The following is a 24978-nucleotide window of genomic DNA, read 5'->3' as shown; positions in this document are numbered from 1 at the left end:
GCGCCCTGCAGCAATATTATCAGCCCTGGACTCTCCCTTTAAAAGATTGAGGGCTGCTTTGCCGCCGCTTTGATCTCTGGGTAATTATCCAGAAAAACCTCAACAATCCCGGGATCGAAATGGATGCCCGCCTGTTCACGGATATACAACAGAACCTGATCTTCAGGCCAGGGCTGTTTGTACACCCGGTGTTCCGATAACGCATCCCAGACATCGATAATGGCAAAAATTCGTGCGGCCAGGGGAATCTGTTCCCCCGCCAGTCCTTGTGGGTACCCGGTGCCGTTCCAGCGCTCATGGTGGCAATAAGGAATGTCAATTGAGGGCTGGAGAAACTCAATATCTCTCATCAGATCCCGGGCAATCACCGGATGCTCCTTCATGATAACCCACTCATCCTGATCAAGCGGGCCGGGCTTGATAAGAATCGCATCGGGAATGCCCACTTTGCCCGCATCATGCATCAGCGCCCCCCGGGCGATATAGGTCAGCTCATCCCCCTCAATCCCCAACAGGCCGGCAAGCCTGACCGTCATTCGGGTCACCCGAAGACTGTGCTCACCAGTCTCCTTATGCCGGATATCCATCACCTGCACCCACCCCTTGAGTGTCTGATCATAACTTTGCCGAAGCTTCTGACTGACCTGCTCAATGCGGTTCAGATCAGCACGAATCAGAAACAGCAGTAACAGCGCCGTACAGCCGACAAATGCAAATCCCTTGAGATTCTGCACCCGCGTAATCATCTCTGCAGAATGAAACAGTGAAGAAACCAGCGCGTCTGAAAAGTAGATCCACAATAGCGCAAAGATCAGGTATATCAGCACAGTCCGGTAATAGGGTTTTATCATCAGATACCTCGGCTTCTGATACTCTGATTAATAGAATTTAGTTAAGATTAGCAACAATCTCTGACAAATAAATTCAGGGAGCAACTATTGCTGCCTCAGTTTTGTCAGCAACCGCTGTATCAATGTATCCTCTGCTTCATTGGACGAATCTGAGCCAACAGGCGTCGACGTATCCTGAGCACCGATCACTCCCGCTGGTGCCGTCACATAGGGGTTACTGTTGCCCTGCAAACCGGCAATCAGCTCATTGCGTTGCAGCTCCCAGCTATCCACCGGGTCCTGCACACTCCAGGCGGCAAACAGCTTCTCCTGCTTTGAACTGATCTTCAGGCCATAGCGGTCGCGCATATAGAAATAGGTACGGGCGATATCGCCCTGACGGTTCTGCGGCGGCTCAACCTTACGCCGCTTGAAATCGACCTCCATATCACAACGACCGTATACCCGGGGCTCCCCTTCCAGCTGTGTGAAGCTGTAATTAGAGCGATCTCCGTTTACCTCCCCAATAGCCGGCACCAGGTTGTGCATATCGGCTTCCATCTGTTTGAAACGTTCATCTTTTTTACAGGCTTTACGTCCGCCATTCTGCCAGCACTGTAGCTGATGTCCAAACGCCCAGGCAGGCACAATATGCTCCCACTCTATACGGGCAGCCCGGTTACCGTTTTTTCGCGGCTGAAAACCACAGCGCCCCCACTCCGGCACCAGTTTTTTCCCCTCAGACCGGTAGTCACAACCGCAATAAAAACTGACGGGATTGACCTGATACACCCCGGCAAGCAAACGTTTTGACTTACTGAATGAGGCGGCCGATTCTGCCAGCGTCAAGCCAGACAACAGCAACAGAAAAAGAGTGATCAGAAAACGATTTGGCATACAGCCCCCTTACAGACAACAACAGGAATCCGTTCCGGGTGTGTACTATCCCTGGCAAGAGAGATTTAAAAAGAGTTAACGATGATTAATTAGCGGGCCTGAATGACCCGCTGTTTACGGACGATTACCTATCCGATAGTTGCCCGTCTGATGGAACTGTGCCACCTGTTTTCGCTTGCGACCGATGAGGAGCGGGCCATCATCAAAAAACAGAAAGTTCTTCCAGTTGCGACGAAAGACATCCCAGCGGGTTTCAATCACATGTTCACTGCTGTAACAAAACCAGACAACCGTCTGATCATCCCATTGCAGATGGTCAGCCAGCAGCCCAGGCAGCGCTGGATCATCGGACTCCCAGGTCTGCTGCCAGTTAGCAGTCTCCAGCCAGATTTGATTCTTATTAGCCCAGTCCTCGGAGCCAAAAAGACCCGGATGGTTGCAGTGCTTACTTATCTGCTGAGACCAGACCTGCTCGGCCCGCGCTTCACTTAGGGGTTTAATCTGAGCCAGATCTTCTTCACTGACAGGCATATCTTTATGTCTGAAGATCCAGGCTTTCTTGTATTGCTCAATCGGCAGATAGCTCATTACTACTCGGACTACTCGGTGACCTTATCGCGGCTGGAGGTTCAGCGCTATGTGTTAGTTGCATTAAGTGCGCACACTATACCAGAATGCAGACAGGCAACAATCAGTAACCTTTCACAATCCCCTGCCATTAATCGATCAGGCGCCGGGCTTGCCAGAAGTGCGCGGCCCAATAGGGGTTATTCAGGGGCGATATCATCACCCCACGACTGGTTGATGCATGCAGAAACTCACCATTCCCGATATAGATACCCACATGCCGCAGCTTAACTCTGGAACGGTAAAACAACAGATCGCCCGGCTGCAGTTGCCTGATATCCACCGGCCGGCCGTCCTGTGACTGCGCCAGGGTAGTCCGGGGAATATCCACCCCCAGCCGCTGACGTAGAGTCAGTTGCGTAAACGCGGAACAATCCACCCCCTGCTTATCCGTGCCGCCCAACCGGTAGGGCACCCCCTGCCATTCGCGGTACTGCTGTAACAGCTCCGCCCTCACCTGTGACGGTGCAGCCGTATTGGCAGAGAGCTGATCAGTCCGGTATGGCTGCGAACCACAGCCTCCCAGGCTCAGCAGTAATATCAACGCAATCAATCGTATCATCGTATAGCGGCCGCAAATCTATATGAGAGTTTCAACACAGGTTATCGGCAGACTGGAAACTTTTTTGACACCGACAGCAGCACCGATACACTAGCCTCAACTCTCAATGTGACTAAAGGAAACTGCGATGCTTCACATTCTGCCGGAAACCGCTGGTGATATCATTGTAATTCAGGCGACTGACACACTTACTTCAGCCGACTACCAGGATATATTTGCCCCACTGCTGGAAGAAAAAATCGCCAACCATGGACAGGTGCGCTGCCTGCTCTATCTGGACCACAACTTCAAAGGCTGGGAAGCCGGAGCTATCTGGGAAGATACCAAACTCGGCCTGCAGCACAGCAATGACTTTATCCGTCTTGCAGTCGTTGGCGGTGGTGAATGGCTCGACTGGGCCATAAAACTGGGCCAGGCCTTTATCAGTGGGGAAGCGCAGCACTTCAGCGAGAGTCAGTTCTTGCAAGCGCTGCACTGGATTGATGCAGGCTGAGTCCGGTTTAACCATCAGAAAATTCCTGCTTAGCATGGCAAATGTGAAGCTTCCTCTCCTAACTTATGATCTCTGTCAGGGATTACTCCGGTAGCCTCTGACAGGGCTTAAATACTGCCCTCCATAACACGATCACCGCCCTGTTATTCGCTATTCTTATACTGTATTTATACCTTAGGGACGATAGTCATGGACACCTCTTCAGATAGCGCATCTGAACCAACCTCAGACAGAAAGCAAACAGTCTGGCATACCTGCACCTCCGAACAGATATACAGTCTCTTAGAAACATCGCCGCAGGGTCTGACCGCTGAACAGGTTAACAAACGCCAGCAACAATACGGAGCTAACCGCCTTCCTGCGCCTCCGCGCAGAAGCGGCCTGATGCGTTTATTAGCACAGTTCAATAATGTACTCATCTACGTTCTTGTTATCGCGGCCCTGATAACCGCAGCGTTGGGTCATCAGGTCGATTCGGGGGTTATCGTTGCGGTTGTACTGATCAATGCTCTGGTGGGTTTCTTTCAGGAGGGTAAGGCGGAAAAAGCGATCGATGCCGTCCGCAATATGCTTTCCCAGCAGGCCGTTGTCATCCGTAACGGACACCGGCAACAGGTTCCAGCTGAACAGCTGGTGCCCGGCGACATCGTTTTTATTCAGTCCGGTGACCGGGTCCCTGCGGATCTGCATCTGCATAAGCTAAAAGCGCTGAACATCGATGAAGCGCTGCTCACAGGAGAGTCCGTTCCGGTTAGCAAACAGACTGAACCGGTGACTGCCGAGGCAGACCTTGGCGACCGGACCAATCTAGCCTTCTCCGGCACCCTCGTCAGCTTTGGACAGGGAACCGGTACCGTTATCGCCACAGGTGCTGATACCGAAATAGGCAGGATCAGCACACTGCTGGCCGAAGTGTCCACGCTGACCACACCGCTGACTCGCCAACTGGATAGCTTTGCCCGCTGGCTGACGGGCACCATCCTGCTGATTGCCATTGCCACCATGATGTTTGGCTACTGGATAAGAGGCTATGCGCTGGGAGATATGTTTCTCGCTGCGGTGGGGTTGGCCGTCGCTGCAATCCCCGAAGGCTTACCTGCTATCATCACCATCGCTCTGGCGATTGGCGTGCAACGCATGGCCAAACGCCATGCCATTATCCGCCGTCTGCCAGCAGTTGAGACCCTGGGGTCGGTCTCAGTCATCTGCTCTGATAAAACCGGCACTCTGACCCGCAATGAGATGACGGTAACCTCCGTGGTCATGGCTCGTTGCAGTGCCGATATCAGTGGTGTTGGTTATAACCCTCACGGAACCTTCACCTGCCACCATCAGGATCTCAACCTGCATAACCTGACTGAATTGCAGCTGCTATGTCAGGCCAGCGTACTGTGTAATGAAGCACAACTGATACAGAAAGAGGGAGAGTGGCTGATCGAAGGAGACCCGACAGAGGGGGCGCTGCTAGTACTGGGGGCTAAAGCAGGTCTCGATCTGCATGAGCTGCACCAGCAAATGCCTACAGATGACCTGATCCCGTTTGAGTCAGAACACCGCTTTATGGCTACCCTGCACCATGACCATAAAGGCACAGGTGTGGTCTATATCAAAGGTGCAATCGAAGCGGTTCTGTGCCGTTGCCAATGGCAGCAGGAAGGCGATATCAGCTCCCCCCTGGACCAGGCATTCTGGATCGCTCAACAGGAACTGATCGCCAGTCAGGGTAAGCGAACCCTCGCACTGGCAATGCTTCACCTGCCGGAAGAGCAGCGGGTATTGCATTTCAGCGATATCAGCAACAACCTGACGCTGCTGGGGTTGGTCGGCATTATTGATCCCCCCAGGGATGAGGCGATTGACGCGGTACAAAAGTGCCATCAGGCAGGTATCAGAGTAAAAATGATTACCGGCGATCATGTGATCACGGCCACTGCGATCGCCATCCAGATGGGGATAACACAATCTCCCAAAGCCCTGACCGGTCACCAGATCGAGCAGATGACCGACACCCAGCTGGAAGCGGTAGTGGAAGATACCGATGTGTTTGCCCGGGCCAGCCCCGAACATAAGCTGCGTATCGTCAAATCTCTGCAGGCCAGAGAACATGTTGTCGCGATGACCGGGGATGGTGTTAACGATGCCCCCTCGCTGAAACGAGCCAATGTTGGTACAGCCATGGGGGTTAAAGGAACAGAAGCGGCCAAAGAGGCATCGGAGATGGTTCTGGCCGATGATAACTTTGCCTCGATCACCTATGCAATCGAAGAGGGTCGTACCGTATTCGACAACATCAGCAAATCGATCCTGTTTATTCTGCCAACCAACGGCGGAGAAGCACTGACAGTGCTGGCTGCAATCGCTCTGGGAACCCTGTTACCGGTTACTCCGGCTCAGATTCTCTGGGTCAATATGATAACGGCAGTCACCCTGGCACTGGCGCTGACGTTTGAACCAACCGAGCCCGATGTTATGCAACGTCCGCCCCGCAACACACGCAACGCAATACTCTCACCTTTTATGATATGGCGAATTGTGTTTGTCTCATTACTGATGGTTAGCGGAACCTTCGGCTTGTTTTTATGGGAACGTAGCAACGGTACCGATATTGATACCGCCAGAACCATCGCAGTAAATACTCTGGTAGTGCTGGAAGTATTCTATCTGCTCAACTCCCGCTTTCTGGCCCGTCCGGTACTCAACAGGGATGGGCTTCTGGGCAATCACTATGCGTTATATGCAATAGCGCTGGTCATGCTGTTTCAACTGTTATTTACCTATCTGCCTATTATGCAGCTGTTTTTCCATACAACACCGATAGATGCAGCCGCCTGGGGTAAGATTTTAGCGGTAGGATTGGTACTGTTTATCGCTGTTGAACTGGAGAAAACCCTGATTCACCGCGCCAGGGCGGATCAATAATCAACTTATCACCGCAAAGTGGGGATCTCCTTTGCTATTAGAGCACTTAATAGTGCATAATTGATCGTTTATTATACAGGTCAGGGGAAATACAATATGATTAAGCGCCAAACCAAATCAGAACTACGTAAGCAATTACAGCAACAAACTCAGGCATTCCTTAAACAGGGCGGTCAGGTTGCTGAAGTTGCTAGCGGTGCAACAGGTCTGGTGAATGGCTCTTATCGTAATGCCGGATTTATTCTCAACCCTCAGCGTCAGGAACGCACCCCCCTGAACGGTGTACTGGCTCAGATAGATGCGCGCAAAGCCGAACGCACTCAACGTGCAGCCGCAGCACAAAAAACGACCCGGCAGCGCAAAAAAGTAATCTATGACGATTTCGGCGAACCCCTGCGCATTGTTTTCGAGTAATCCCCTCAAGTTCGCGTTTTTTCCCCTGCTTTCGCTTCTCCCTGGTTATCAGACCCGGGAAGCAAGCGATCTGTGTGACTGCATCACCGCTCCAGATACCCTGGTCGTTACAGACATCCTAGCCGTTACAGCGTTAGCCTGAGATTCGTTTCAATCTCATCAACCAATCCCGCCGGTACAGCATGTTCCGTTGCCAGCTTGCGCCAGTTTGATACCTGCTCAACAGTTTCATCGATAATCTGATCAATCTTCTGCCGCGAAAACAGCGGACTGAGCTTTTCCAGAGAATAGAGATCAGCCCGGGTAAAGCCATCCCGTTTACCGTTCAGCGACATCCAGTGACTGTTCACCCAGGGGCTGCCGGGTTTGTAGCTATACGCCAGGTCATATGCGGGAGCCAACTGCCACCGGGATGGCGACAGCGGCTGCGTGGGATCTTCAGGCTGCAGCATAAAAGCGAAATTTTTAGCATGATCATCATGGTTGCGGGCAACAATATTAAACACCATTCGCCTCATCAACTGAGCGGCATCACTGGCGGGCAGTCTCAACTGTCGCGCGATCCCAAATAACTCAGCGTAGGAGAAAGACCCCGGTTTTTTATAATCCACATGAGCAATACCGTTGAGTGTCTGTACATGTATCTTGTTATCACCCTGTCGATCAAAGCGCTGAGTGATGAAGTGCCGCCGGTTGCCCTCGTTGAGTAACTGACAGGGCATCATCCGGATGCCGCATGCCCCCGCCATCAGGGAATAGACATACTCCATCGCACCATAACCCAGCGGGTCACCGAAGGTCTCCCGGTTCTGATGATGTTCACGGACGCCATCAAACTTCATCAGGTAGTGAGTGAACCCCTCTGGCACCCCGGTCTGCCCGGAGCGTACCTGAGTAAAGTCCTCATTAAACGCCAGCACCGCTTTTGGCCGGGCACCGCCAGCACTCATCCCCACAGAGAGCAGCGCAAGCATCGCTTCGCGATTTTCCTGTCCCTCCCGGGAAAGTTCTACAGAGAAATCATGGTGATTGTCGAGAATCTCCTGAGCAATCGCCACCAGCGATTCGATCTCGACCTGCTGCGATGCATTAAGTTTTTTCAGCCGGGTGGCCGGGGCATATTCGAGCGCACCGATACCCCGGGTACCGGTAAACTGCAAGCGCTGCAGCGGCGTAATATCGCCAGGCTGTTTACCCTGACTGGACACCCAGGCATTGAGCACCGCATTACCAAAATCATCCGGCAGCGAATCGGCGATCAGTCCGGGCAGCCCTTTAAATGTTGCATATTCCAGCTCGGGAAAACTATAGATTCGCCGGGACAGCGGCATTTTAATGGGAGACAGCTCAATACCGCTTTGAATAAACGCGGGGCTATACTCAAACGCCCCTACTCCGGTGTCAGTATCAAAACTCACTGCACCAGCCTCCTGATCATGATAGAGAACCCTGACAACCTGCATCACCATTCAGAGTCCCCCTCAGGCTTAACGCTGGTGCTACCCGATGCCCGCTGCCGTTTTTTACCCTGCAACCGCGCCAGCTGCACCGGTGAGATCGTCTGTTCAGGCAGAAAACGGTTTAAATGGTCACTCAACCCCAGGGCCTGCATAATGGCGACCAGTGTTTCCAGCTGTACCTTCCCCTTCTCTGCCCCCATCACCATTTTACGGGAAACGCCAGACAACTCAGACACCTGCGTCTGAGTCATATCGGCATTCAGCCGAGCTTGTTTTAACCGCTCTCCCAGAATAACAGCGACCGCTGCAGGAGAACCTTCTCTAAGATCCATAATATCCCCAAATCAGCACTTAAGTTGAGATAATCTCTATTAATGTAAGATTTAGTAACATTATAGACCAATAACATCAACACACAACAAAGTAACCAATATTGTACTTTAACTGTAAAAAACCCTATTAAAGTACCAATAATGCAACCTTATGAAGGTATTATTCTATCGAAAGTAACTGAGGATCACACCCTTGAATGGCGCGATCAAAAAGTCAGGTTGTTGTGGCCGTTCAGCTAGCAGACTGAAGCCAGCTTCAGCCATCGCCCTGCTGAAACGAGCATGCCGTCCCCGGCCAGGGTCGACCAGAATCACCTGCCCCTGAGGCCGACTGTGCTGACAGATAAAGTCTGCCAGCTGTTGCACATGTTCATCTTCATAGAGCAGATCACTACCGATAATCAGATCGAACAGCCCCAGATCGGTCTGCTGATCAGCCCAGCCAGTGCGCACAAAGGGCACCCGGGGATCATCATTAAGATCGGTATTGTGCTGCATAAAGCCTTCCGCCTCGGGGTGATAATCCGTGGCGGTTATATCCGCCCGCAGATGATTCAGCAGAACACTGGTAAGGCCGATACCACACCCCACCTCAAGAATACGCTTATCCCTGAAGTTGGTCTGAAACAGATGGTGAGCAAGCACCTGACCGGATGGCCAGACAATACCAAACAGCGGCCAGCTGGCTGAAGAGATACCCAGCGCTTCCGCCTGACCGTCCTCATCTTCAAACTCCTGATTACTGCGCAGACTGCGCAGATGGATATCAACATTGTCAAATTCGTGGGTATCGTAACGGACGCGGACTGCCATACTGTTTCCTGAAGGATTAAGTGAATAGCAGACGGCTTGATGAAAGATGGGTGGATAACAAGGTATATGCTTTTACCTGCCAGATTACAACAGATAGAAGGAAATAGCGAACATAAGCTCAACTAAAACGCACCAGAAACATTGCACTTCCGGTGCATTTTTATCAAAGCAGAGAGAAATATTTAGCCCTGCTGCTCTGCCACCTTGTCACAGATATAAGCGCCAATCGGGATTGCCGATGTGGCTGCTGGTGATGGTGCATTACAGACATGCAGCGACCTTGGGCTTTGGGCAAACAGGAAGTCATGCACCAGCGAGCCATCATTCATCACCGCCTGGGCCCGGATACCCGCAGGATAGTGCTGCAGATCTTCCACTTTCAGTTGCGGACAGTACTTCTGCACCAGCTTGAGATACCCGGGCTTCCACAGGGAGTTCTTGGTTTCCACAATACCGGTACCGATATGGGCTTTGAGCACCCGCCAGAATCCCGGAAAGGTCACCATATCCCAGATATCCCGCAAGCTGATATTGATCTTGCCGTAGCCTTCACGCTTCCAGCCCTGCACGGCGTTTGGCCCCACGGTCACGGAACCGTCGATCATCCGGGTCAGATGTACTCCCAGGAAAGGCAGATCAGGATCAGGGATCGGATAGATCAGATGGTTAACAATGGTGTTGTATTTCTCCGGTAATTTGTAATATTCGCCCCGGAACGGAATGATCTGGAAATCCGTCTTGATTCCCAGCATTTTTGTCGTGCGATCGGCCATCAGACCAGAACAGGTGATCAGAAACTTACCCTTGAAACTCACCTGCTGACCATTGTGAAGTGCCTCTACCGTGACCTCATCGGCAGATTCCGACAGACCGGTCACTTTATGATTCAGACGGGCATCTCCCCCCATCGCCACAAAGCGCTCCGCCATCTTAGTGGTCACCTGCTGATAGTTAACGATCGCAGTATCTTTCACCAGGATAGCTCCAACACCTACAATATTGGGCTCCCGCTGTTTCAGTTGTCCGGCATCCAGCAGCTCAACATCAATACCGTTGTCGATACATCGATTATACAATGCCTGCATCCGCTCAGCTTCCAGATCATTCGTGGCAACCAACAGCTTTCCGCACTGATTATAAGCGACACCGTTCTCATCACAGAACTTCATCGTTGCAGCCACACCGGCTTTACAGAACTGCGCTTTCAGACTGCCTGGCGCGTAATAGACACCCGCGTGGATAACCCCACTGTTATGACCCGTCTGATGCTTAGAATAAACCGACTCCTTTTCCAACAGCAGGATTTTAGCGTCTGGAAAGCGCTGCTGTAGCTGCCAGCCTGTCGACATACCGACGATACCGCCGCCGATGATAATGTAGTCGTATGTCATGCATTTCACCCGTAAACATAGAATCAGTTAAATACGCTTTAAAAAAACAGACGGCGGAGCCGATCAATCGACTCCGCCTTAGTATATCTGCGCGGTATTACCTGGTGAAGTGCCCCCGCTGACGCAGCAGTTCACGACTCAGCTGTGGGTGTGCCACAAACTTATCACGACCGTGAAGCCAGCAGTGGTTCTGTACCACCAACATAGAGCCAACCGGCAGGCGAACGCGGAAGAAGTTCTCATCCTCTTCCAGAGACTTGCCCATCTCATAGAGATAGATACCTTCGGCCATGTTTTGCGGCTCAGCAAACTGATCGATAAACAGCATATGCGGTTTACCATTCTTATCCTCTTCAAAGAAGACTGGATGCTCAATCTTGGTTTCTACATTCTTAGATTTTGGGGCGCCCCAGACGATATCCTGTTTAGCCAGAGGGTGACGATAGAAACGGTCCAGTTCAGCCCAGTCATCCACGTGAAGCAACAAAGAGTCGCCTCCCTCCATGTGCGCCTCTCCCAACTTTTGCATCAGAACAAAGTCAGTACGCTCATCCACATAGGTGCCATCATTATGTAGCTCCATACGGCGGTGAGCCTGACGCAGATAACTATCAGAATTATCATCGTTCAGGACAGTAAACCGGGCATAATACTTGCCGTACATCGCATCATGGTTTGGCATACCGATGAGATGGGAGATTGCAGTCGACAACTTGATCTCAAACTCTGTACGCAGTTCACCCTCGGTGATTTCTGGCTGACCTTCATACTGCAGCAGAAAAGCAGCGGTATTACGGTCCTGCATCGTTGCATTGAGAAACTTACCCAAAGAGTATCCGGTAATAGCATCCAGCTTGTCTGCGGTGGCATAACGCAGAAAAGGCTTATACTCGAGAGCCTGTAGCGGCCACTGCGCTATCGCCTCATCAAACGCGGCAATAGTCTCGGCGCTCAGCGTTACCACCTGCAATCGTTTATTTGCCGCATAGGGGGCAACGGAAAAACCCTGGGGTTGAGTCGTTTCAACTTCACGCAACAAAGCAGTCATCTTTATCTCTCCTAAAGTGTATTCGTATCGTTTACCAAAGACTCAGCAGAATGCAGGACGTTCTGGTAAGACGTTGTCAATTTTTGTTTTTGTGGCGGATCGTTCTGTCTCAGAATCATGGAATCTCAGGCTCTTTCAATCTCACGAACTTTCAACCTCAGAATCTTTGAACCATAAGTTGATCTGGATCATCACCAACATCGACGCAATGCAATAATGTCGACATTTTAAATTAACGTCAACATTATATTTTATTGTTTGTCTTAACTAATCAATGTCGATAAATTAAACTGACCCAGGACAAGCGACTTAGTTACTTCAATAAATCCTTTAAAAACAGAATACTAGACCCTTCTAACCATGATAAAGACCAGACCAGTCAACGATACCAGGGGCGATAATTCTGCCCTGAAAGTGGTAGGTGATCTGAAACAGGATATTCTTACAGGCTATTTTAAACCGGGCGAAAAACTCAAAATGCCCCGTTTGAAAGAGCGTTATCAGGTCGGCGTCAGCCCCCTGAGAGAGGCACTTTCCCAGCTACTGATCGAACAACTGGTGGTGGTAGAAAACCAGCGGGGCTTTAAGGTACACCCGGTGTCGCGGGAAGAGATGCGCGATATCTATGCAACCCGGGCAGAGATTGAAGCCCTCTGTATCGGGCTGGCAGTGGAGCGAGGTGATGATGAGTGGGAAGCGGGAATCCTGGCGGCGGCTCACACCATGCACAAGTTCGGCGATATGGTCGATAAAGACCCGCAGGAGTGGGAACGACGCCATCAGGCGTTTCATACCGCAATCGCTCAGGGGTGTAACTCACCGACTCTGTTACAGGTGCGTCGTTCGTTGTATGAAAAAGCCTCCCGTTACCGCAATCTCTGGCTGAAGAAAAATATGGCTAACAGTAACGTCTTTGATGCCAATCAGAAAGAGCATCAACAGCTGATTGATGCTCTGTTAGCGGGTGATGGAGAACAGGCCCGGGAACTGATCAGACAGCACCTGCTCAGCCCCAGTCGCGCCCTGGAAAAAACATCCGGACTGGAAGAGCTGGCAGACTGAGTTGGCGCAGTCTGCTGCAGGGTTGCCTCAACCGAAGGGCGCGACACCAATTAACCATTTATGGGCCCAGACGACCGTGACACCATAAAGTGCAAGTCCCGCGACAACCAGAATCAGATCGTTATAGGCAGACGCGGGTGCAGCGGGTAGCGGCCGCTGTTGGCGTCGCTTCATTGAGATACGGTCAACCACCGCCCAGGCGAGGAAACTACCAAACAGCACCAGATCACCCAGAGTCCCATTAACCAGCAGATGGGACACCGCCCAGAGTTTTACCGCGATCAGCTGCGGGTGCACGGTGACCCGTTTAATCCGTCCGGGAAAGTATGGCGCCAAGAACAGTATAAATACCGGTAACAGCAACAACGCTGACAGATGACGCATCCACACCGGCGTAACATAGACGATATAGGGGTCAAGCCGGTACGCCGCATACCCTTTGGCGATCAGCCACAGCCCCAGCAGGGAGATAACCGCATACAGTAGTTTCCAACCCACTTCACTGGCGGCAACGGCCCGGTTACGCAACGGCATCGCCACAATGGCAACACTGTGTATTCCGAGAAAAAGAATTAACCCCAAAACCAAAGTCAGCATACTGAAAGTCCTTTAATTATAATGTTGCAGATAAACACATCATTGTGACATATAAGTAACGCTTTTAGTTCTGCTGGTGAACAAAGCATTACGATCACAGCGTCATCCTCCGGTAACGTTAAAGTCATGTGGCAGACATAAACAGAGTCTAGTCTTCTTTGCAGAAAATGATTCCACTCACTTCCGTTTTCAGGAATATAAGCATGAACAAAGATCATCTGCAGGCCGATTCAGCAATGCATTCTGAATCAGACTCCGACTTCAGCAAAATTATTGATGCCGGCCTGAGCCGTCGCCGTTTTTTACAGGGCGGTGCTACCGCTATGGGGCTGTTTCTGGCAGCCAACCCACTTGCCGAAGCGATGGCAGCAACCAGTAACCCTCAAAGCAAGCTGCTGGGCTTTACCAAAGTACCTGCCAGCACCGCTGACACCTTCGTGGTGCCTGAAGGTTATGTTGCCAAACCGTTGATCTCCTGGGGCGACCCAATCCTGAAAGGCGCGCCAGAATTTGACGAAAGCGGCACTCAGCCTGCCAGCGCTCAAGCGGGCCAGTTTGGTGATAACACCGACGGCATGACCTTCTTCCCACTGTCTGACGATCACGGCCTGCTGGCAGTCAACAACGAATACACCAACTACCCACTGCTGTTCGATCATAGAGGCGAAGCGATGACCGCCGATGACGTGAAAAAAGCGCAGGCGGCTGTTGGTATCTCTGTCTTCGAAATCAGGCGTACCGCTGATGGCTGGGAATACAGCAAAGACTCTGATTACAACCGTCGTATCACAGCCAATACCGAAATGATGCTGACCGGCCCTGCCGCAGGAGATGATCTGCTGAAAACCAGCGTTGATGCCAGCGGGACGAAAGTACTCGGGACATTCAATAACTGCGCCAACGGTGAAACACCATGGGGCACTTACCTGACCTGTGAAGAGAACTTCAATGGATTCTTTGCTAAACCTGGTGGCGGACAAACAGCCCACGAAAAGCGTTACGGCCTGAAAGATGACAGTGATTACCAGTGGTTCAAATTTGATGACCGCTTTGATATCACTAAAGAGCCAAACGAACCAAATCGTCACGGCTGGGTGGTCGAGATCGACCCGATGGACCCAACCTCTACCCCGCTGAAGCGCACCGCGCTGGGTCGTTTCAAGCATGAGAACGCTGCGGTTATCGTGGCAGACAATGGTCACGTTGTGGTTTATCTGGGCGACGACGAGCGTGGGGAACACCTGTACAAGTTTGTCTCTAAAAACAAGTACAACGCTACGGATAAAGCCGCCAACCGCAACCTGCTTGAAGAGGGTACCCTGTACGTTTCTCGCTTCAGCGCACAGCCCGGTGAAGTGAAGGGTACCGGTGAGTGGATCGAGCTGACTTACGGCAAAAATGGTCTCACTAAAGAGAACGGTTTCAACAGCCAGGCTGAAGTTCTGATCTACGCCCGTGAAGCGGCGACGGTTGTTGGTGCCACCACCATGGATCGTCCGGAATGGGTTGCGGTAAATCATAAAACCAAAACGGTATGCTGCACCCTGACCAACAATAAGTACCGTGGCAAGAAAGACAACCAGCCGGTTGGCGGGCCGAACCCACGGGCCAACAACAAGTATGGTCAGATTGTTCGCTGGAACGAAACCAATGGCGATAACAGCGCCACCACCTTCAAGTGGGATCTGTTCCTGGTTGCCGGTAATCCGACAGTCCACAATGACTTCTACGCCGGTTCTGCCAACATCAATGATGAAAACATGTTCAACAGCCCAGATGGCCTCGGCTTTGATAAGGCTGGACGCCTGTGGATTCTGACTGACGGTAAATATTCCAACGAAGGGGACTTCGCCGGCATGGGCAACAACCAGATGCTCTGTGCTGATCCGCAAACCGGAGAGGTGCGTCGCTTTGCCACCGGTCCGATCGCCTGTGAGATCACCGGTCTGACATTCTCACCGGATCAGCGCACCGTGTTTGTCGGCGTGCAACACCCAGGTGAAGATGATAAACCGTCCCACTTCCCTGCGGGCGGCAACAGCAAGCCTCGTTCCACCATTATGGCCATTCAGCGTAAAGATGGCGGTATTATCGGCGCCTGAATTTAACGCTTAATGAGATATTGAAAAGCCTCCGTTGTGAGGCTTTTTTATTATCTGACGCGACAAAATATGGCCAAGGTCTGAACGGCGCGATGTCTTTCACTTGTTACAGTAACAGCATCCAAAAACACTGCCTGGCCCGCTAGCCAGACAACGCAACTCAATGCCCGGTTTAAACTGATAAAGGTCACTGTTGCTGCATCTGAAGCTCTGTTAATATAGACCTACTTTTATGGACAAAATAATATAACTCATTCACAGAAAACTGTTTTTTACGCTGGCTGGCTCGTTAACCGCCGCCAACACCTGTAGGCGTTATATTCAGACATCGCAGCACAAGGCGCTCGCTAAAAAATGTTAAACCTCCTGCTTCTCTTCACTTTTCTGATGTCAGCCGAGATGCTGATCATGCAGGCGATGCAGAGGCTGGAGATCGCGGTCAGTTTCTTCTGGCTGGAAGTCTTCCTGGATGCAACACTGATCGCCTTCATTACGGTTTTGATAGTGCGCTTATTTATCAAAACGAATCGGCTGACGATCCGTCATGACCTGAATAGTGAATCCGTCCTGCTGCGAGCAGGGCTGATTGCTCTTACTGTTGAAACCATGCTAATGCTGATCTTTCCGCTGATCAGAGTGTCTGCAACCGGGTTTGCTGTGACGTTATCCGACGGAGTGGTATTTTCACTGATCACCACTCTGCTAATACACTACTTACTGCTGAAGCCCGCAAACTTAGTCCCTGTAAACCAGCGTACGCTGATCGATAAAATCCTGGCACTGCGGGGTTTTCTCCTGTTTTGCTATCTCACCTCTCTGAGCTTGTTTTTGTTATTACTTCTGAATGTTTATCAGCAACAGCAGCAGAGCTATATAACCCAGGCGGTAGCAGCTGAAAAGCCACAGCTCGCCCTGATCAAAAACAGCCTCAACGATCACATATCCAAAGCCGCCCTGGATACACTGATGCTGGCACGACAGGAAAACCTTCAGGACCTGCTAAGCGGTGACCCTGAGGCTCGTAATCGACTAACAAACGACTATCTTAATCTGGCGTCTATCAAGCCGGTCTATGAACAGATCCGTTATCTCAATGCGCAGGGCGTAGAAGAGATCAGAGTTGATCAGGGCAGCCTCGAACCAATCGTCATCAGCACTGAAAACCTGCAGGACAAGCATCATCGATATTACTTTAAAGACTCATTAAAGCTCTTAGCGGGGCAGGTTTACATCTCCCCGATGGATCTCAACATCGAACACAACCAGATTGAGCTGCCCTTCAAACCGATTGTACGCACCGCGTCTCCGGTTTTTGATCGCCAGGGCAATAAACAGGGTCTCGTAATCATCAACCTGAATGCCTCCGCCCTGTTCACTCAGCTGAAAGGCGATGCTAAGAATACCGCCGGCGAGTTGATGCTGCTTAATGAGGATGGCTACTGGATGTTTGGACGGGAACGTGATGCGGCCTGGGCCTTTATGTTTCCGGAATATAAAGACAGGACCATTGAAAAATATTATCCCGGCATCTGGCAGAAGATTATAGGCAAAGACCGGGGGGCTTTTCTGTCACCTTATGGCTATTTTATATTTGATACCATAGCAACTGGCCGGGCAACGCCAGAAGACCCGCAGCACAATAAGCTGGCTGCAGAACTGCACTGGCCAGAGTGGAAACTGATATCGCTGGCAAGCCCTAACAGCCTTTCCAAAGCTTACAGTAATTTTCTACCCCCACTGGCGATGTTTTTTGTTCTGACCGCCATGGTTACCGGGGTAGGAACCATCATGTATTTCAGAATCCAGCGAAAAAACCTGATCTCGCAGCAGCAAATTGAACAACTTGCCCATCATGATGTGCTGACCGGCCTGAACAATCGCAATATCTTTATTCAGATACTGGAGCTGCAACTGACCCAGTCCAGACGCACACAAGAACCTTTAGCACTACTTTATATGGATCTGGATCAGTTCAAACCAATCAATGACCGTTATGGACATGAGGCCGGGGATTATGTGTTAAAGCAGTTTGCGGCCCGACTGAAGCAGATACTGCGGGAGAGTGACCTCCTGGCACGATTGGGAGGGGATGAATTTGCCGCGCTGCTATCCTCCTACGGCAACAAACGTCAACTCGAGATAATCGCCGAACGAATTATCAGCGCGACAGAAGAACCTGTTTCCTTTCGCGGACAGCAGCTTCAGGTGGGTATCAGTATCGGTATTGCCTTACACTTTCAGGGGCTGCCTCTGGAATCACTTCTGCATGAAGCCGACCAGGCGATGTATAAAGCCAAGCGTATGCAAAGCAACAGCTACTGCTTTGCCGAAGCGCCCGAGGAGCATCAGAACGTACAAATAACCTCGTAACTCAATAGGATCAGACAGTATCTTGATAAGACAATGTCGTGATTAAATTGAGCACCACGATCTGACAGATTAACGTCTCCCTCCAGCGGCTGTCGGGTATCCCTTTAAAAACTTCAGAACTGTTTTATTCCCTTGGGTTATCAACAAACCCTATTTATAACCAAATAATAACTTTTATGCTGAATCAATATTAGCGCTGGCCCGGTGAACAAGTATAATCCCGAGCCTTAACAGTATGGTTTCCCTACCAGAAGCCCTGCTTATCAATTTTTATGTCTGTATTCCAAAAGAATGACAGGCTTTTTATTGCTGATTCTGCTTATCCGCAGAACAACGTTGATTTCAAGATCCTGTGAATTTCCCCTGTTGCTGAGATACAGCCTGCGGTGATCTTTCCTGTTCGCATTGATGAAACACTTCAGCATAATATTTTCTGTACTCCGGGAGTCTGAAATGAGAGCAAACCCGTTCGCTCTGTTACCGCTATTACTCTTTCTTGCCCTGTTTATCGGCAGTGGCGTTTACTATCAGTCAGCCAATGTTGATTTCGCCTTCTATCAGATCTCAGCACCGGTCGCGATCCTGCCTGCGATTGTACTGGCTCTGCTGCTGGATCAGGGCACACTTAGCCAGCGTCTGGAAACCTTTATCCAGGGGGTTGGCGACAGCAATATCATCACCATGTGCCTGATCTATCTGCTGGCAGGAGCCTTCGCCAGCGTGGCTAAAGCGGTAGGCGGCGTCGATGCCACCGTTAATTTCGGGCTCAGTGTTATCCCCTCAGAGCTGGTACTGCCAGGACTGTTTGTAATTACCGCTTTTATCGCGACAGCGATGGGTACCTCAATGGGCACCATCGCGGCGATGGCACCCATTGCACTGGGGCTGACCGAGGTCAGTGATCTGTCGCTGCCGCTTTGCATCGGTGCAGTGGTTGGCGGCGCGATGTTCGGCGACAACCTGTCCATCATCTCCGATACCACTATTGCCGCGACCCGCTCACAGGGCTGCGATATGCGTGACAAGTTTCGTATGAATTTTAAAATCGCCCTGCCCGCAGCGCTGATTACTCTGGGCTGGCTCTATCTGCAGGGTGCTGATGCCAGTATTACTCAGGACAACGACTACGAACTGCTTAAAGTACTGCCCTACCTTGCGGTGTTGGTGATGGCACTCAGCGGCCTGAATGTATTTCTGGTTCTGTTCAGCGGTATTCTACTGGCCGGCGCTATCGGTCTGACAGGCGTGCAGGATTACTCGATCGCCCAGTTCTCCAAAGATATCTATACCGGCTATACCGGAATGCAGGAAATTCTGATTCTGTCGATGCTGATTGGCGGTCTGGGGGCACTGATGAAAGCACAGGGCGGTCTGGAGTTTCTTGCCCGACTGATTGATCGTTTCACAATACAGAGCAATAAATCAGAAGCCAGCCCCCGGGCGGGTGAAGCGGCGATCAGTAGCGCCGTTGTCCTGACCAATATCTGTACCGCAAATAACACCGTTGCCATCATTATCTGTGGCGGCCTGGCAAAAGATATTGCCGAGCGTCAGCACGTTGACCCACGACGCAGTGCCTGTCTGCTGGATATATTCTCCTGCGTAGTGCAGGGGCTGTTACCCTACGGCGCACAGGTACTGCTGGCAGGCTCAATCGCCGGACTCTCACCGCTGCTGATCATCGCTAATATCCATTACAGCTGGTTGCTGGGGACCATTGCGCTGGGAACCATTGTGTTTGCTAAAGCGAAGACCCATAAGCATGCCCTAGAGAGAGCTTAACCCCGTTTTAGCGGAGATCTAAAGCCGCTTATTGCCAATAAAACACAGGGCTGGTGATTACACACAGCCCTGTTCTGTCTGACGCCTACCTTCAATCACATGACTACACCACTATACCGGTGCGGCGATCACTGGTGAACTGAGGGTGTCTGTTTTACAGACTTGCATCAGGCGTCTGGCCACCGCCAGTAAACGGGCATCATCCCCTCTTGCTGCAACCAGTTGCAGACCTACGGGTAAACCGTTGACAGATCCACAGGGAACTGTTGCTGCAGGCTGTTGTGTCAGATTAAACGGGTAGGAAAATGGGGTCCACTCCATCCACTCTTTCTGACCGTCATCCGCGGTATTACGTCCCGCTGCGAAAGCAGTGATCGGCAGGGTTGGCGTCAGCAACAGATCGAAACGCTGATGAAACTGGTTCATCAACACCCCTAAAGCAGCCCTTGCATCAACGGCTTTCATATAGGTGACAATATCAATTTTACTCCCCGACTCTCCGATCCGGCGAAAGCCCGGGTCGAGTAGCTCCCGTTGCGCCTCGCTGAAGCCCTGAACCACTTTACCGGCGCCGGCAAACCAGAGTGTTGAAAATATCTCTGCCGGATCGGTAAACCCAGGATCAACCTCCTCAACGTTGGCCCCCAGATCCACCAGCAGAGCGACTGCGTGGTCGACCTCAGCCCGTACTGCTGGGTCGACATCAACATATCCCAGTGTCGGGCTATAGGCGATATTAACCCCTTTCAGAGGCAGATCCGGAATCGCGCTCCAGTTACCGGAAAAGAGACGATCCGAATACCAGTCGCGGGGGTCTGGCTGGGCGACGACATCCAGCATCAGCAGACTATCTTCGACGCTGCGGGTCATCGGCCCAAGATGGGAAAGCGTGGTCATGGCACTGGCAGGCCACTGAGGGATAAAACCGAAGGTGGGTTTGATACCGAACACACCACAGAATCCCCCGGGAATTCGGATAGAGCCTCCCGCATCACTCCCCTGGTGCAACACCCCCATATTCAGAGCTGCAGCCGCAGCCGCACCGCCAGAAGATCCGCCGGCAGTCAGCGCGGTATTCCAGGGGTTGCGGGTAATTCCCGTAAGACGGTTATCGGTGACCCCTTTCCAGCCAAACTCGGGGGTACAGGTTTTTCCCAGAATCACTGCGCCGGCTTCCAGCATCCGCGCCGTGAAGGGAGCATTATCAGTGGCCGGTTCAGCAGAGCTGGTCAGTGAGCCGCTACGATTTGGCATACCCGCAACCAGGGTCAGGTCCTTAATGGATGAGGGAACGCCATCAATCGGGCTCTGTGGTTTCCCCGTTAACCAGCGCTGCTCCGATTCTTTAGCCGCTTTAAGCGCACCTTCAGCATCAACATAACAGTATGCGTTCACCTGTAAATTACAGGCGTCAATCCGGGCCAGGGAGGCCTCTGTCGCTTCTACCGGAGACAACGAACCCTCCCGGTAAAGGCGGCTCAGCGTGACAGCATCAAAATCAGCAATATCCGAAGATAACATTTTATTGTTCATCTCAGGCTCCCCTTCCGGCACTGGCCAGCAACGCATTTAGCAACACCGAAGCCCCGGCAGCCAGATCATCGGCATCTGCACGCTCCATTTCGTTATGACTGATACCGCCCTCACAGGGGACAAAAATCATTCCGGCTGGCGCTATCTCCGCCAGAAAGATGGCATCATGTCCTGCGCCGCTGACAATATCTAAATGGCTGTACCCCAGTGATTCACTTGCGCCGCGAACCGCGGCAACACACTCAGGTGCAAAGGCCAGTGGAGCAAAGTCTGCGGTAGGTTTCAGCTCGGTGGAGACGCCAAACTGTTGCTCGATCCGGCTGATTTCTGTTTTCAACGCCTGAACCATAGTCTCCAGAACCTCAGCCTCAAGGTGACGCAGGTCTATTGAAAGATCGACCTGCCCCGGAATTACATTTCTTGATCCGGGGAACAGCTCAAGACAACCAACCGTTCCACGCCCATGCGGGGCATGGTCGAGTGCCAGTTGATTAACGAATAGCATGATATGCGCAGCAGCGAGCCCCGCATCATGGCGCAGATTCATCGGCGTTGGCCCCGCATGGGCTTCAACACCGGTAATGCGCAGGTCAAACCATTTCTGACCTAGCGCACCAATGACAACACCGATAGTTTTCTGTTCATCCTCCAGCACCGGCCCCTGTTCTATATGCGCTTCATAGTATGCAGATGCCCGATGCCCGGTTACCGGACGCTCTCCGGCAAAGCCAATACTCTGTAAAGCCTGTCCGACAGAGACTCCCTCGCTGTCACACACCGCCAGAGTACTATCAAGATCAAACTGTCCGGTAAAAACACCCGACCCCATCATGCAGGGGGGAAAGCGAGATCCCTCTTCGTTTGTCCAGACAACCACTTCAATCGGCGCGATAGTTTCAATCTTCAGGTCATTCAGGCGACGTATCGCTTCCAGCCCTGACATCACACCAAAACAGCCATCAAACTTTCCACCGGTCGGCTGGGTATCGATATGGCTGCCAGTCATCACCGGCGGCAAGCTGTTATCGCGCCCTGCTCGACGGGCAAAAATATTTCCGATCTGATCAACGCTGACTTCACAACCCGCTTCGGTACACCAGCGGATAAAGAGTTCCCGTACTTGCCGGTCAAGGTCAGTCAGTGCAAGACGGTTTAAACCACCCTTTTCGGTTTCGCCGATCCTGCCCTGCTCCATCAGACTATTCCAGAGCCGGTCCCGGTCTACTGTTAACAGCTCAGAAGCTAACTTCTCTATGCTCATTTCATTCATCATTCATTATCCTGAAAGCCGGTTGTCTAAACCGCCAGATAGCGGTCTTTTATAATTTCCTGCTGGCGGAAATCTTCACCTGTACCGCTGTAAACAATATTTCCCTGTTCAAGGACATAGTGCCGGTCGGCAAGTCGTTCACAGACGGCCAGGTTCTGTTCAACCAATAACACCGATACACCGGTTTCTCTGATGCGCTCAAGAATGCGCACGATCTCATCAACGATTACCGGAGCCAGCCCCTCTGTCGGCTCATCGAGCAATAACAGTTGCGGGTTATTCACCAGAGCCCGGGCCATGGCCAGCATCTGCTGCTCACCACCGGATAGCTCATTACCGCCATTTTTTCGCCGTTCATATAACCGCGGGAACATTTGATAAACGTCGGCCATGCTCCAGCGACTGCCAGCCCGCACCGCTATCGAAAGATTTTCCTCCACACTCAGCAGACTGAAGATCCCCCGATGCTCAGGCACTAGTGCGATACCGTAACGGGCGATCTCAAAGACCTCTTTACCCACCAGCTCAACATCGTTAAACCGGATCGAACCCTGCTTAGGTTTAACAATGCCAACGATACTGCGCAGCGTGGTGGTCTTACCGGCGCCGTTTCGCCCCAGCAGCGTAACCAGTTCGCCTGGGCCCACTTCAAGAGAAAGCCCCTCAAGGACATGGCTTTTACCGTAATAGGAGTGAACATTATTCAGCTCAAGTTTCATGATCCGCTCTCCCCCAGATAGGCTTTCTTAACCCGTTTATCACCGCTCACCTCATCCGGGTCACCCTCAATCAGGATATTGCCCTGATGCATCACCGTAATCCGGTCTGAAATCGACATCACCAGGCGCATGTTGTGTTCAATCAGCATAACCGTGTGATCGCGTCCAAGTTCTGCAATAAGCTGTGTCATCACTGGAATATCATCAACCCCCATCCCCGATGTCGGTTCATCAAGTAGCAACATCTGTGGGTTGCTGCACAGTGCCATACCAACCTCAAGCACTCGCTGTTGCCCATGGGAAAGTTCGCCGGCACAGGTATCCGCGACCGCTCCCAGCTTAATCCGTTCAATCACTTCGTCAGCCTTGTCACTATGTTCACGACGATGCTGATCTGAATACCAGAACGACAGGGCTCCCAGTCCATCTCTTCCCTGAGCAGCCAGGCGCAGATTCTCATGCACACTCAGGTTCTGAAACAGGCTGGTGATCTGGAATGAGCGGGACATGCCCGCAGCGACACGTTTATGCGCAGCCTGGCTGGTAATATTTGTGCCGGCAAACTGAATATTGCCGCTGGACGGCTTGCGTTCTCCCGTTAAGCAATGAAACAGTGTGGTTTTACCCGCGCCATTGGGACCAATCACCGTATGGATTGAGCCCCGCCGTATTTTCAGATCAACACTGCCCAGCGCGGCAAAAGCGCCATAACGTAAACCGAGACCTTCTGTTTCAAGTATGTAATCGTTCATCAGTTAGCCTCCCGGGATTTCGCTTCCGGCTCTTTTGAGCGGCGATACTCACGCCAGCGATCAGCAATTGAACCCAGGCCGCCCCACAAACCTGAAGGCATAAACAGCACCACCGCAATCAGAGCAATACCCAGCAAAATCATCCAGCGGGGCCAGACAGATGACAGTACATCACCCAGCAAGACGATTGATCCCGCCCCCAGAATAGAGCCAAACAGCGAGCCGGTGCCACCAATGATGGTCATGATCAGTATGTTCTCAGACATCTGTAACTCGATATTCGAGAGAGGAGCAAAGTTCAGCAACATCGCGTACAACGCTCCGGCTATACCGGTGATACCCCCTGAAATAACAAACGCCAGTAACTTGAAATGGTTGGTTGAGAACCCCACCGCTGAGGCACGATTCTCATTTTCCCGAATGGCCACCAGTGTTGTGCCAAAGGGAGAATGGATAACCCGGCGGGCAAAAATAAAGATCAGCATAAACAGGGTAGCGACAAAGGCGTAGAATGCCTCGCTTGATACCAGGTTACTGATTTCAAATCCAAGCAGGGTTAATGCAGGACGTGGAATATCCAGCAGACCATTATCACCGCCGGTCCAGTCACTGACACTGTAAGCGATAAAATAGGCCATCTGTGAGAACGACAATGTCAGCATGACAAAGTAGATCCCTTTACGGCGAATAGATAACGCCCCTACCAGGCCCGCCAGTAACGCCCCAGCCAACATCGCACTGAGCAAAGCGCTGAGCAGGCCAAAATTCCAGTGGATCATGCATATTGACGCGATATAAGCACCGCCTCCGAAGAAAATTCCCTGACCAAAGGAGAGTAATCCGGTATACCCCAGCAGCAGATTACAGGCCAGTGCAGCCATCGCAAAAATAAGGATTTCGGTTGCCAGAGTTGCCGAAGGCAGCAACAGAGGCATCAGTATAACCGTTGCCAGGGTTGCCAGAGTAACCCCGCCAAGCAGCGATGATCTTTTCTGCTTCATCATA

22 protein-coding genes are annotated in these 24978 nt (G+C 51.6%); 7 read left to right on the top strand and 15 right to left on the bottom strand.

Going from position 1 to position 24978, the window contains the following annotated elements; all coding sequences use genetic code 11:
- Positions 1-38 precede the first annotated feature (38 nt).
- From BMY09_RS03055 to BMY09_RS03040, 4 genes are all read right to left on the bottom strand, one after another.
- Positions 39-851 (bottom strand): HD-GYP domain-containing protein, encoded by an 813-nt coding sequence (locus tag BMY09_RS03055; RefSeq protein ID WP_175483423.1) that lies wholly within the window; start codon positions 849-851, stop codon positions 39-41.
- 84 nt (positions 852-935) lie between these two features.
- A complete protein-coding gene (locus BMY09_RS03050; protein ID WP_091353723.1) occupies positions 936-1727 on the bottom strand; it encodes an endonuclease in 792 nt (263 codons plus the stop codon).
- 114 nt (positions 1728-1841) lie between these two features.
- Positions 1842-2315 (bottom strand): DUF2947 domain-containing protein, encoded by a 474-nt coding sequence (locus tag BMY09_RS03045; RefSeq protein ID WP_091353719.1) that lies wholly within the window; start codon positions 2313-2315, stop codon positions 1842-1844.
- 130 nt (positions 2316-2445) lie between these two features.
- Positions 2446-2916 carry a C40 family peptidase gene (locus BMY09_RS03040; protein WP_091353715.1) on the bottom strand — a complete coding sequence of 157 codons (471 nt, stop codon included), beginning with the start codon at positions 2914-2916 and terminating at the stop codon, positions 2446-2448.
- A 127-nt stretch (positions 2917-3043) separates the two neighbouring features.
- On the opposite strand from BMY09_RS03040, the gene BMY09_RS03035 reads away from it, so the two are divergent.
- From BMY09_RS03035 to BMY09_RS03025, 3 genes are all read left to right on the top strand, one after another.
- Positions 3044-3409, top strand: a complete 366-nt coding sequence (locus tag BMY09_RS03035) for a SpoIIAA family protein (protein WP_091353711.1) — start codon at positions 3044-3046, stop codon at positions 3407-3409.
- 189 nt (positions 3410-3598) lie between these two features.
- Positions 3599-6328: a cation-transporting P-type ATPase gene (locus tag BMY09_RS03030; protein WP_091353708.1), complete on the top strand. Its 2730-nt coding sequence runs from the start codon at positions 3599-3601 to the stop codon at positions 6326-6328.
- A gap of 96 nt (positions 6329-6424) precedes the next feature.
- Positions 6425-6742, top strand: a complete 318-nt coding sequence (locus BMY09_RS03025; protein WP_091353705.1) for a hypothetical protein — start codon at positions 6425-6427, stop codon at positions 6740-6742.
- A gap of 125 nt (positions 6743-6867) precedes the next feature.
- Here the strand turns inward: BMY09_RS03025 and BMY09_RS03020 are convergent, their stop codons facing one another.
- The 5 genes from BMY09_RS03020 to glaH form a co-directional block, all read right to left on the bottom strand.
- Positions 6868-8211 carry a type II toxin-antitoxin system HipA family toxin gene (locus BMY09_RS03020; protein ID WP_091353703.1) on the bottom strand — a complete coding sequence of 448 codons (1344 nt, stop codon included), beginning with the start codon at positions 8209-8211 and terminating at the stop codon, positions 6868-6870.
- A complete protein-coding gene (locus BMY09_RS03015) occupies positions 8205-8534 on the bottom strand; it encodes a helix-turn-helix transcriptional regulator (RefSeq protein ID WP_091353701.1) in 330 nt (109 codons plus the stop codon). The genes BMY09_RS03020 and BMY09_RS03015 overlap by 7 nt, the downstream gene beginning before the upstream one ends.
- A gap of 165 nt (positions 8535-8699) precedes the next feature.
- Positions 8700-9347 carry a class I SAM-dependent methyltransferase gene (locus BMY09_RS03010; RefSeq protein WP_091353699.1) on the bottom strand — a complete coding sequence of 216 codons (648 nt, stop codon included), beginning with the start codon at positions 9345-9347 and terminating at the stop codon, positions 8700-8702.
- 182 nt (positions 9348-9529) lie between these two features.
- Positions 9530-10738: an L-2-hydroxyglutarate oxidase gene (gene lhgO, locus BMY09_RS03005; RefSeq protein WP_091353696.1), complete on the bottom strand. Its 1209-nt coding sequence runs from the start codon at positions 10736-10738 to the stop codon at positions 9530-9532.
- Between the two features lie 97 nt (positions 10739-10835).
- On the bottom strand, positions 10836-11786 hold the full coding sequence (glaH, locus tag BMY09_RS03000; RefSeq protein ID WP_091353694.1) for a glutarate dioxygenase GlaH: 951 nt from the start codon (positions 11784-11786) through the stop codon (positions 10836-10838).
- Positions 11787-12146: 360 nt separating this feature from the next.
- Here glaH and csiR point away from each other — a divergent pair, with 360 nt between their 5' ends.
- Complete coding sequence (gene csiR / locus BMY09_RS02995; protein ID WP_091353691.1) at positions 12147-12848, top strand: DNA-binding transcriptional regulator CsiR; 702 nt, start codon at positions 12147-12149, stop codon at positions 12846-12848.
- A 27-nt stretch (positions 12849-12875) separates the two neighbouring features.
- Here the strand turns inward: csiR and BMY09_RS02990 are convergent, their stop codons facing one another.
- Positions 12876-13445 carry an NnrU family protein gene (locus BMY09_RS02990; protein WP_091353690.1) on the bottom strand — a complete coding sequence of 190 codons (570 nt, stop codon included), beginning with the start codon at positions 13443-13445 and terminating at the stop codon, positions 12876-12878.
- A gap of 203 nt (positions 13446-13648) precedes the next feature.
- Here BMY09_RS02990 and BMY09_RS02985 point away from each other — a divergent pair, with 203 nt between their 5' ends.
- The 3 genes from BMY09_RS02985 (at position 13649) to BMY09_RS02975 (ending at position 19699) form a co-directional block, all read left to right on the top strand.
- Positions 13649-15547 (top strand): PhoX family protein, encoded by a 1899-nt coding sequence (locus BMY09_RS02985; protein WP_091353687.1) that lies wholly within the window; start codon positions 13649-13651, stop codon positions 15545-15547.
- A gap of 354 nt (positions 15548-15901) precedes the next feature.
- Positions 15902-17917, top strand: a complete 2016-nt coding sequence (locus BMY09_RS02980) for a GGDEF domain-containing protein (RefSeq protein WP_091353686.1) — start codon at positions 15902-15904, stop codon at positions 17915-17917.
- Between the two features lie 453 nt (positions 17918-18370).
- Positions 18371-19699 carry a Na+/H+ antiporter NhaC family protein gene (locus BMY09_RS02975; protein WP_091353683.1) on the top strand — a complete coding sequence of 443 codons (1329 nt, stop codon included), beginning with the start codon at positions 18371-18373 and terminating at the stop codon, positions 19697-19699.
- Positions 19700-19810: 111 nt separating this feature from the next.
- Here the strand turns inward: BMY09_RS02975 and BMY09_RS02970 are convergent, their stop codons facing one another.
- From BMY09_RS02970 to BMY09_RS02950, 5 genes are read right to left on the bottom strand one after another with little or no spacing between them, the layout of a single operon-like run.
- On the bottom strand, positions 19811-21232 hold the full coding sequence (locus BMY09_RS02970) for an amidase (protein ID WP_217647376.1): 1422 nt from the start codon (positions 21230-21232) through the stop codon (positions 19811-19813).
- A gap of 1 nt (position 21233) precedes the next feature.
- Positions 21234-22505: a Zn-dependent hydrolase gene (locus BMY09_RS02965; protein WP_342721887.1), complete on the bottom strand. Its 1272-nt coding sequence runs from the start codon at positions 22503-22505 to the stop codon at positions 21234-21236.
- Between the two features lie 23 nt (positions 22506-22528).
- The gene (locus tag BMY09_RS02960) at positions 22529-23221 is read right to left on the bottom strand and encodes an ABC transporter ATP-binding protein (RefSeq protein WP_091353680.1); all 693 of its coding nucleotides are present in this window, start codon (positions 23219-23221) and stop codon (positions 22529-22531) included.
- Positions 23218-23973 carry an ABC transporter ATP-binding protein gene (locus BMY09_RS02955; protein ID WP_091353678.1) on the bottom strand — a complete coding sequence of 252 codons (756 nt, stop codon included), beginning with the start codon at positions 23971-23973 and terminating at the stop codon, positions 23218-23220. Before BMY09_RS02955 ends, BMY09_RS02960 begins: the two co-directional genes overlap by 4 nt.
- A complete protein-coding gene (locus BMY09_RS02950) occupies positions 23973-24977 on the bottom strand; it encodes a branched-chain amino acid ABC transporter permease (RefSeq protein WP_091353675.1) in 1005 nt (334 codons plus the stop codon). Before BMY09_RS02950 ends, BMY09_RS02955 begins: the two co-directional genes overlap by 1 nt.
- Position 24978: the final 1 nt, after the last annotated feature.

Source organism: Amphritea atlantica, from assembly GCF_900111095.1.
GTDB lineage: Bacteria > Pseudomonadota > Gammaproteobacteria > Pseudomonadales > Balneatricaceae > Amphritea > Amphritea atlantica.
This window is presented reverse-complemented; position numbering and strand designations above follow the sequence as displayed.

Bases quoted from the DNA above. Each gene is read 5' to 3' on its own strand.
- BMY09_RS03035 (WP_091353711.1), top strand. From the start codon at position 3,044: ATGCTTCACATTCTGCCGGAAACCGCTGGTGATATCATTGTAATTCAG.
- BMY09_RS02960 (WP_091353680.1), bottom strand. From the start codon at position 23,221: ATGAAACTTGAGCTGAATAATGTTCACTCCTATTACGGTAAAAGCCAT.
- BMY09_RS03045 (WP_091353719.1), bottom strand. From the start codon at position 2,315: ATGAGCTATCTGCCGATTGAGCAATACAAGAAAGCCTGGATCTTCAGA.
- BMY09_RS03055 (WP_175483423.1), bottom strand. From the start codon at position 851: ATGATAAAACCCTATTACCGGACTGTGCTGATATACCTGATCTTTGCG.
- csiR (WP_091353691.1), top strand. From the start codon at position 12,147: ATGATAAAGACCAGACCAGTCAACGATACCAGGGGCGATAATTCTGCC.
- glaH (WP_091353694.1), bottom strand. From the start codon at position 11,786: ATGACTGCTTTGTTGCGTGAAGTTGAAACGACTCAACCCCAGGGTTTT.
- BMY09_RS02950 (WP_091353675.1), bottom strand. From the start codon at position 24,977: ATGATGAAGCAGAAAAGATCATCGCTGCTTGGCGGGGTTACTCTGGCA.
- BMY09_RS03015 (WP_091353701.1), bottom strand. From the start codon at position 8,534: ATGGATCTTAGAGAAGGTTCTCCTGCAGCGGTCGCTGTTATTCTGGGA.
- BMY09_RS03050 (WP_091353723.1), bottom strand. From the start codon at position 1,727: ATGCCAAATCGTTTTCTGATCACTCTTTTTCTGTTGCTGTTGTCTGGC.
- BMY09_RS03020 (WP_091353703.1), bottom strand. From the start codon at position 8,211: ATGGTGATGCAGGTTGTCAGGGTTCTCTATCATGATCAGGAGGCTGGT.
- BMY09_RS02985 (WP_091353687.1), top strand. From the start codon at position 13,649: ATGAACAAAGATCATCTGCAGGCCGATTCAGCAATGCATTCTGAATCA.
- lhgO (WP_091353696.1), bottom strand. From the start codon at position 10,738: ATGACATACGACTACATTATCATCGGCGGCGGTATCGTCGGTATGTCG.
- BMY09_RS03030 (WP_091353708.1), top strand. From the start codon at position 3,599: ATGGACACCTCTTCAGATAGCGCATCTGAACCAACCTCAGACAGAAAG.
- BMY09_RS02975 (WP_091353683.1), top strand. From the start codon at position 18,371: ATGAGAGCAAACCCGTTCGCTCTGTTACCGCTATTACTCTTTCTTGCC.
- BMY09_RS02955 (WP_091353678.1), bottom strand. From the start codon at position 23,973: ATGAACGATTACATACTTGAAACAGAAGGTCTCGGTTTACGTTATGGC.
- BMY09_RS03040 (WP_091353715.1), bottom strand. From the start codon at position 2,916: ATGATACGATTGATTGCGTTGATATTACTGCTGAGCCTGGGAGGCTGT.
- BMY09_RS02970 (WP_217647376.1), bottom strand. From the start codon at position 21,232: ATGAACAATAAAATGTTATCTTCGGATATTGCTGATTTTGATGCTGTC.
- BMY09_RS03025 (WP_091353705.1), top strand. From the start codon at position 6,425: ATGATTAAGCGCCAAACCAAATCAGAACTACGTAAGCAATTACAGCAA.
- BMY09_RS02965 (WP_342721887.1), bottom strand. From the start codon at position 22,505: ATGATGAATGAAATGAGCATAGAGAAGTTAGCTTCTGAGCTGTTAACA.
- BMY09_RS02980 (WP_091353686.1), top strand. From the start codon at position 15,902: ATGTTAAACCTCCTGCTTCTCTTCACTTTTCTGATGTCAGCCGAGATG.
- BMY09_RS03010 (WP_091353699.1), bottom strand. From the start codon at position 9,347: ATGGCAGTCCGCGTCCGTTACGATACCCACGAATTTGACAATGTTGAT.
- BMY09_RS02990 (WP_091353690.1), bottom strand. From the start codon at position 13,445: ATGCTGACTTTGGTTTTGGGGTTAATTCTTTTTCTCGGAATACACAGT.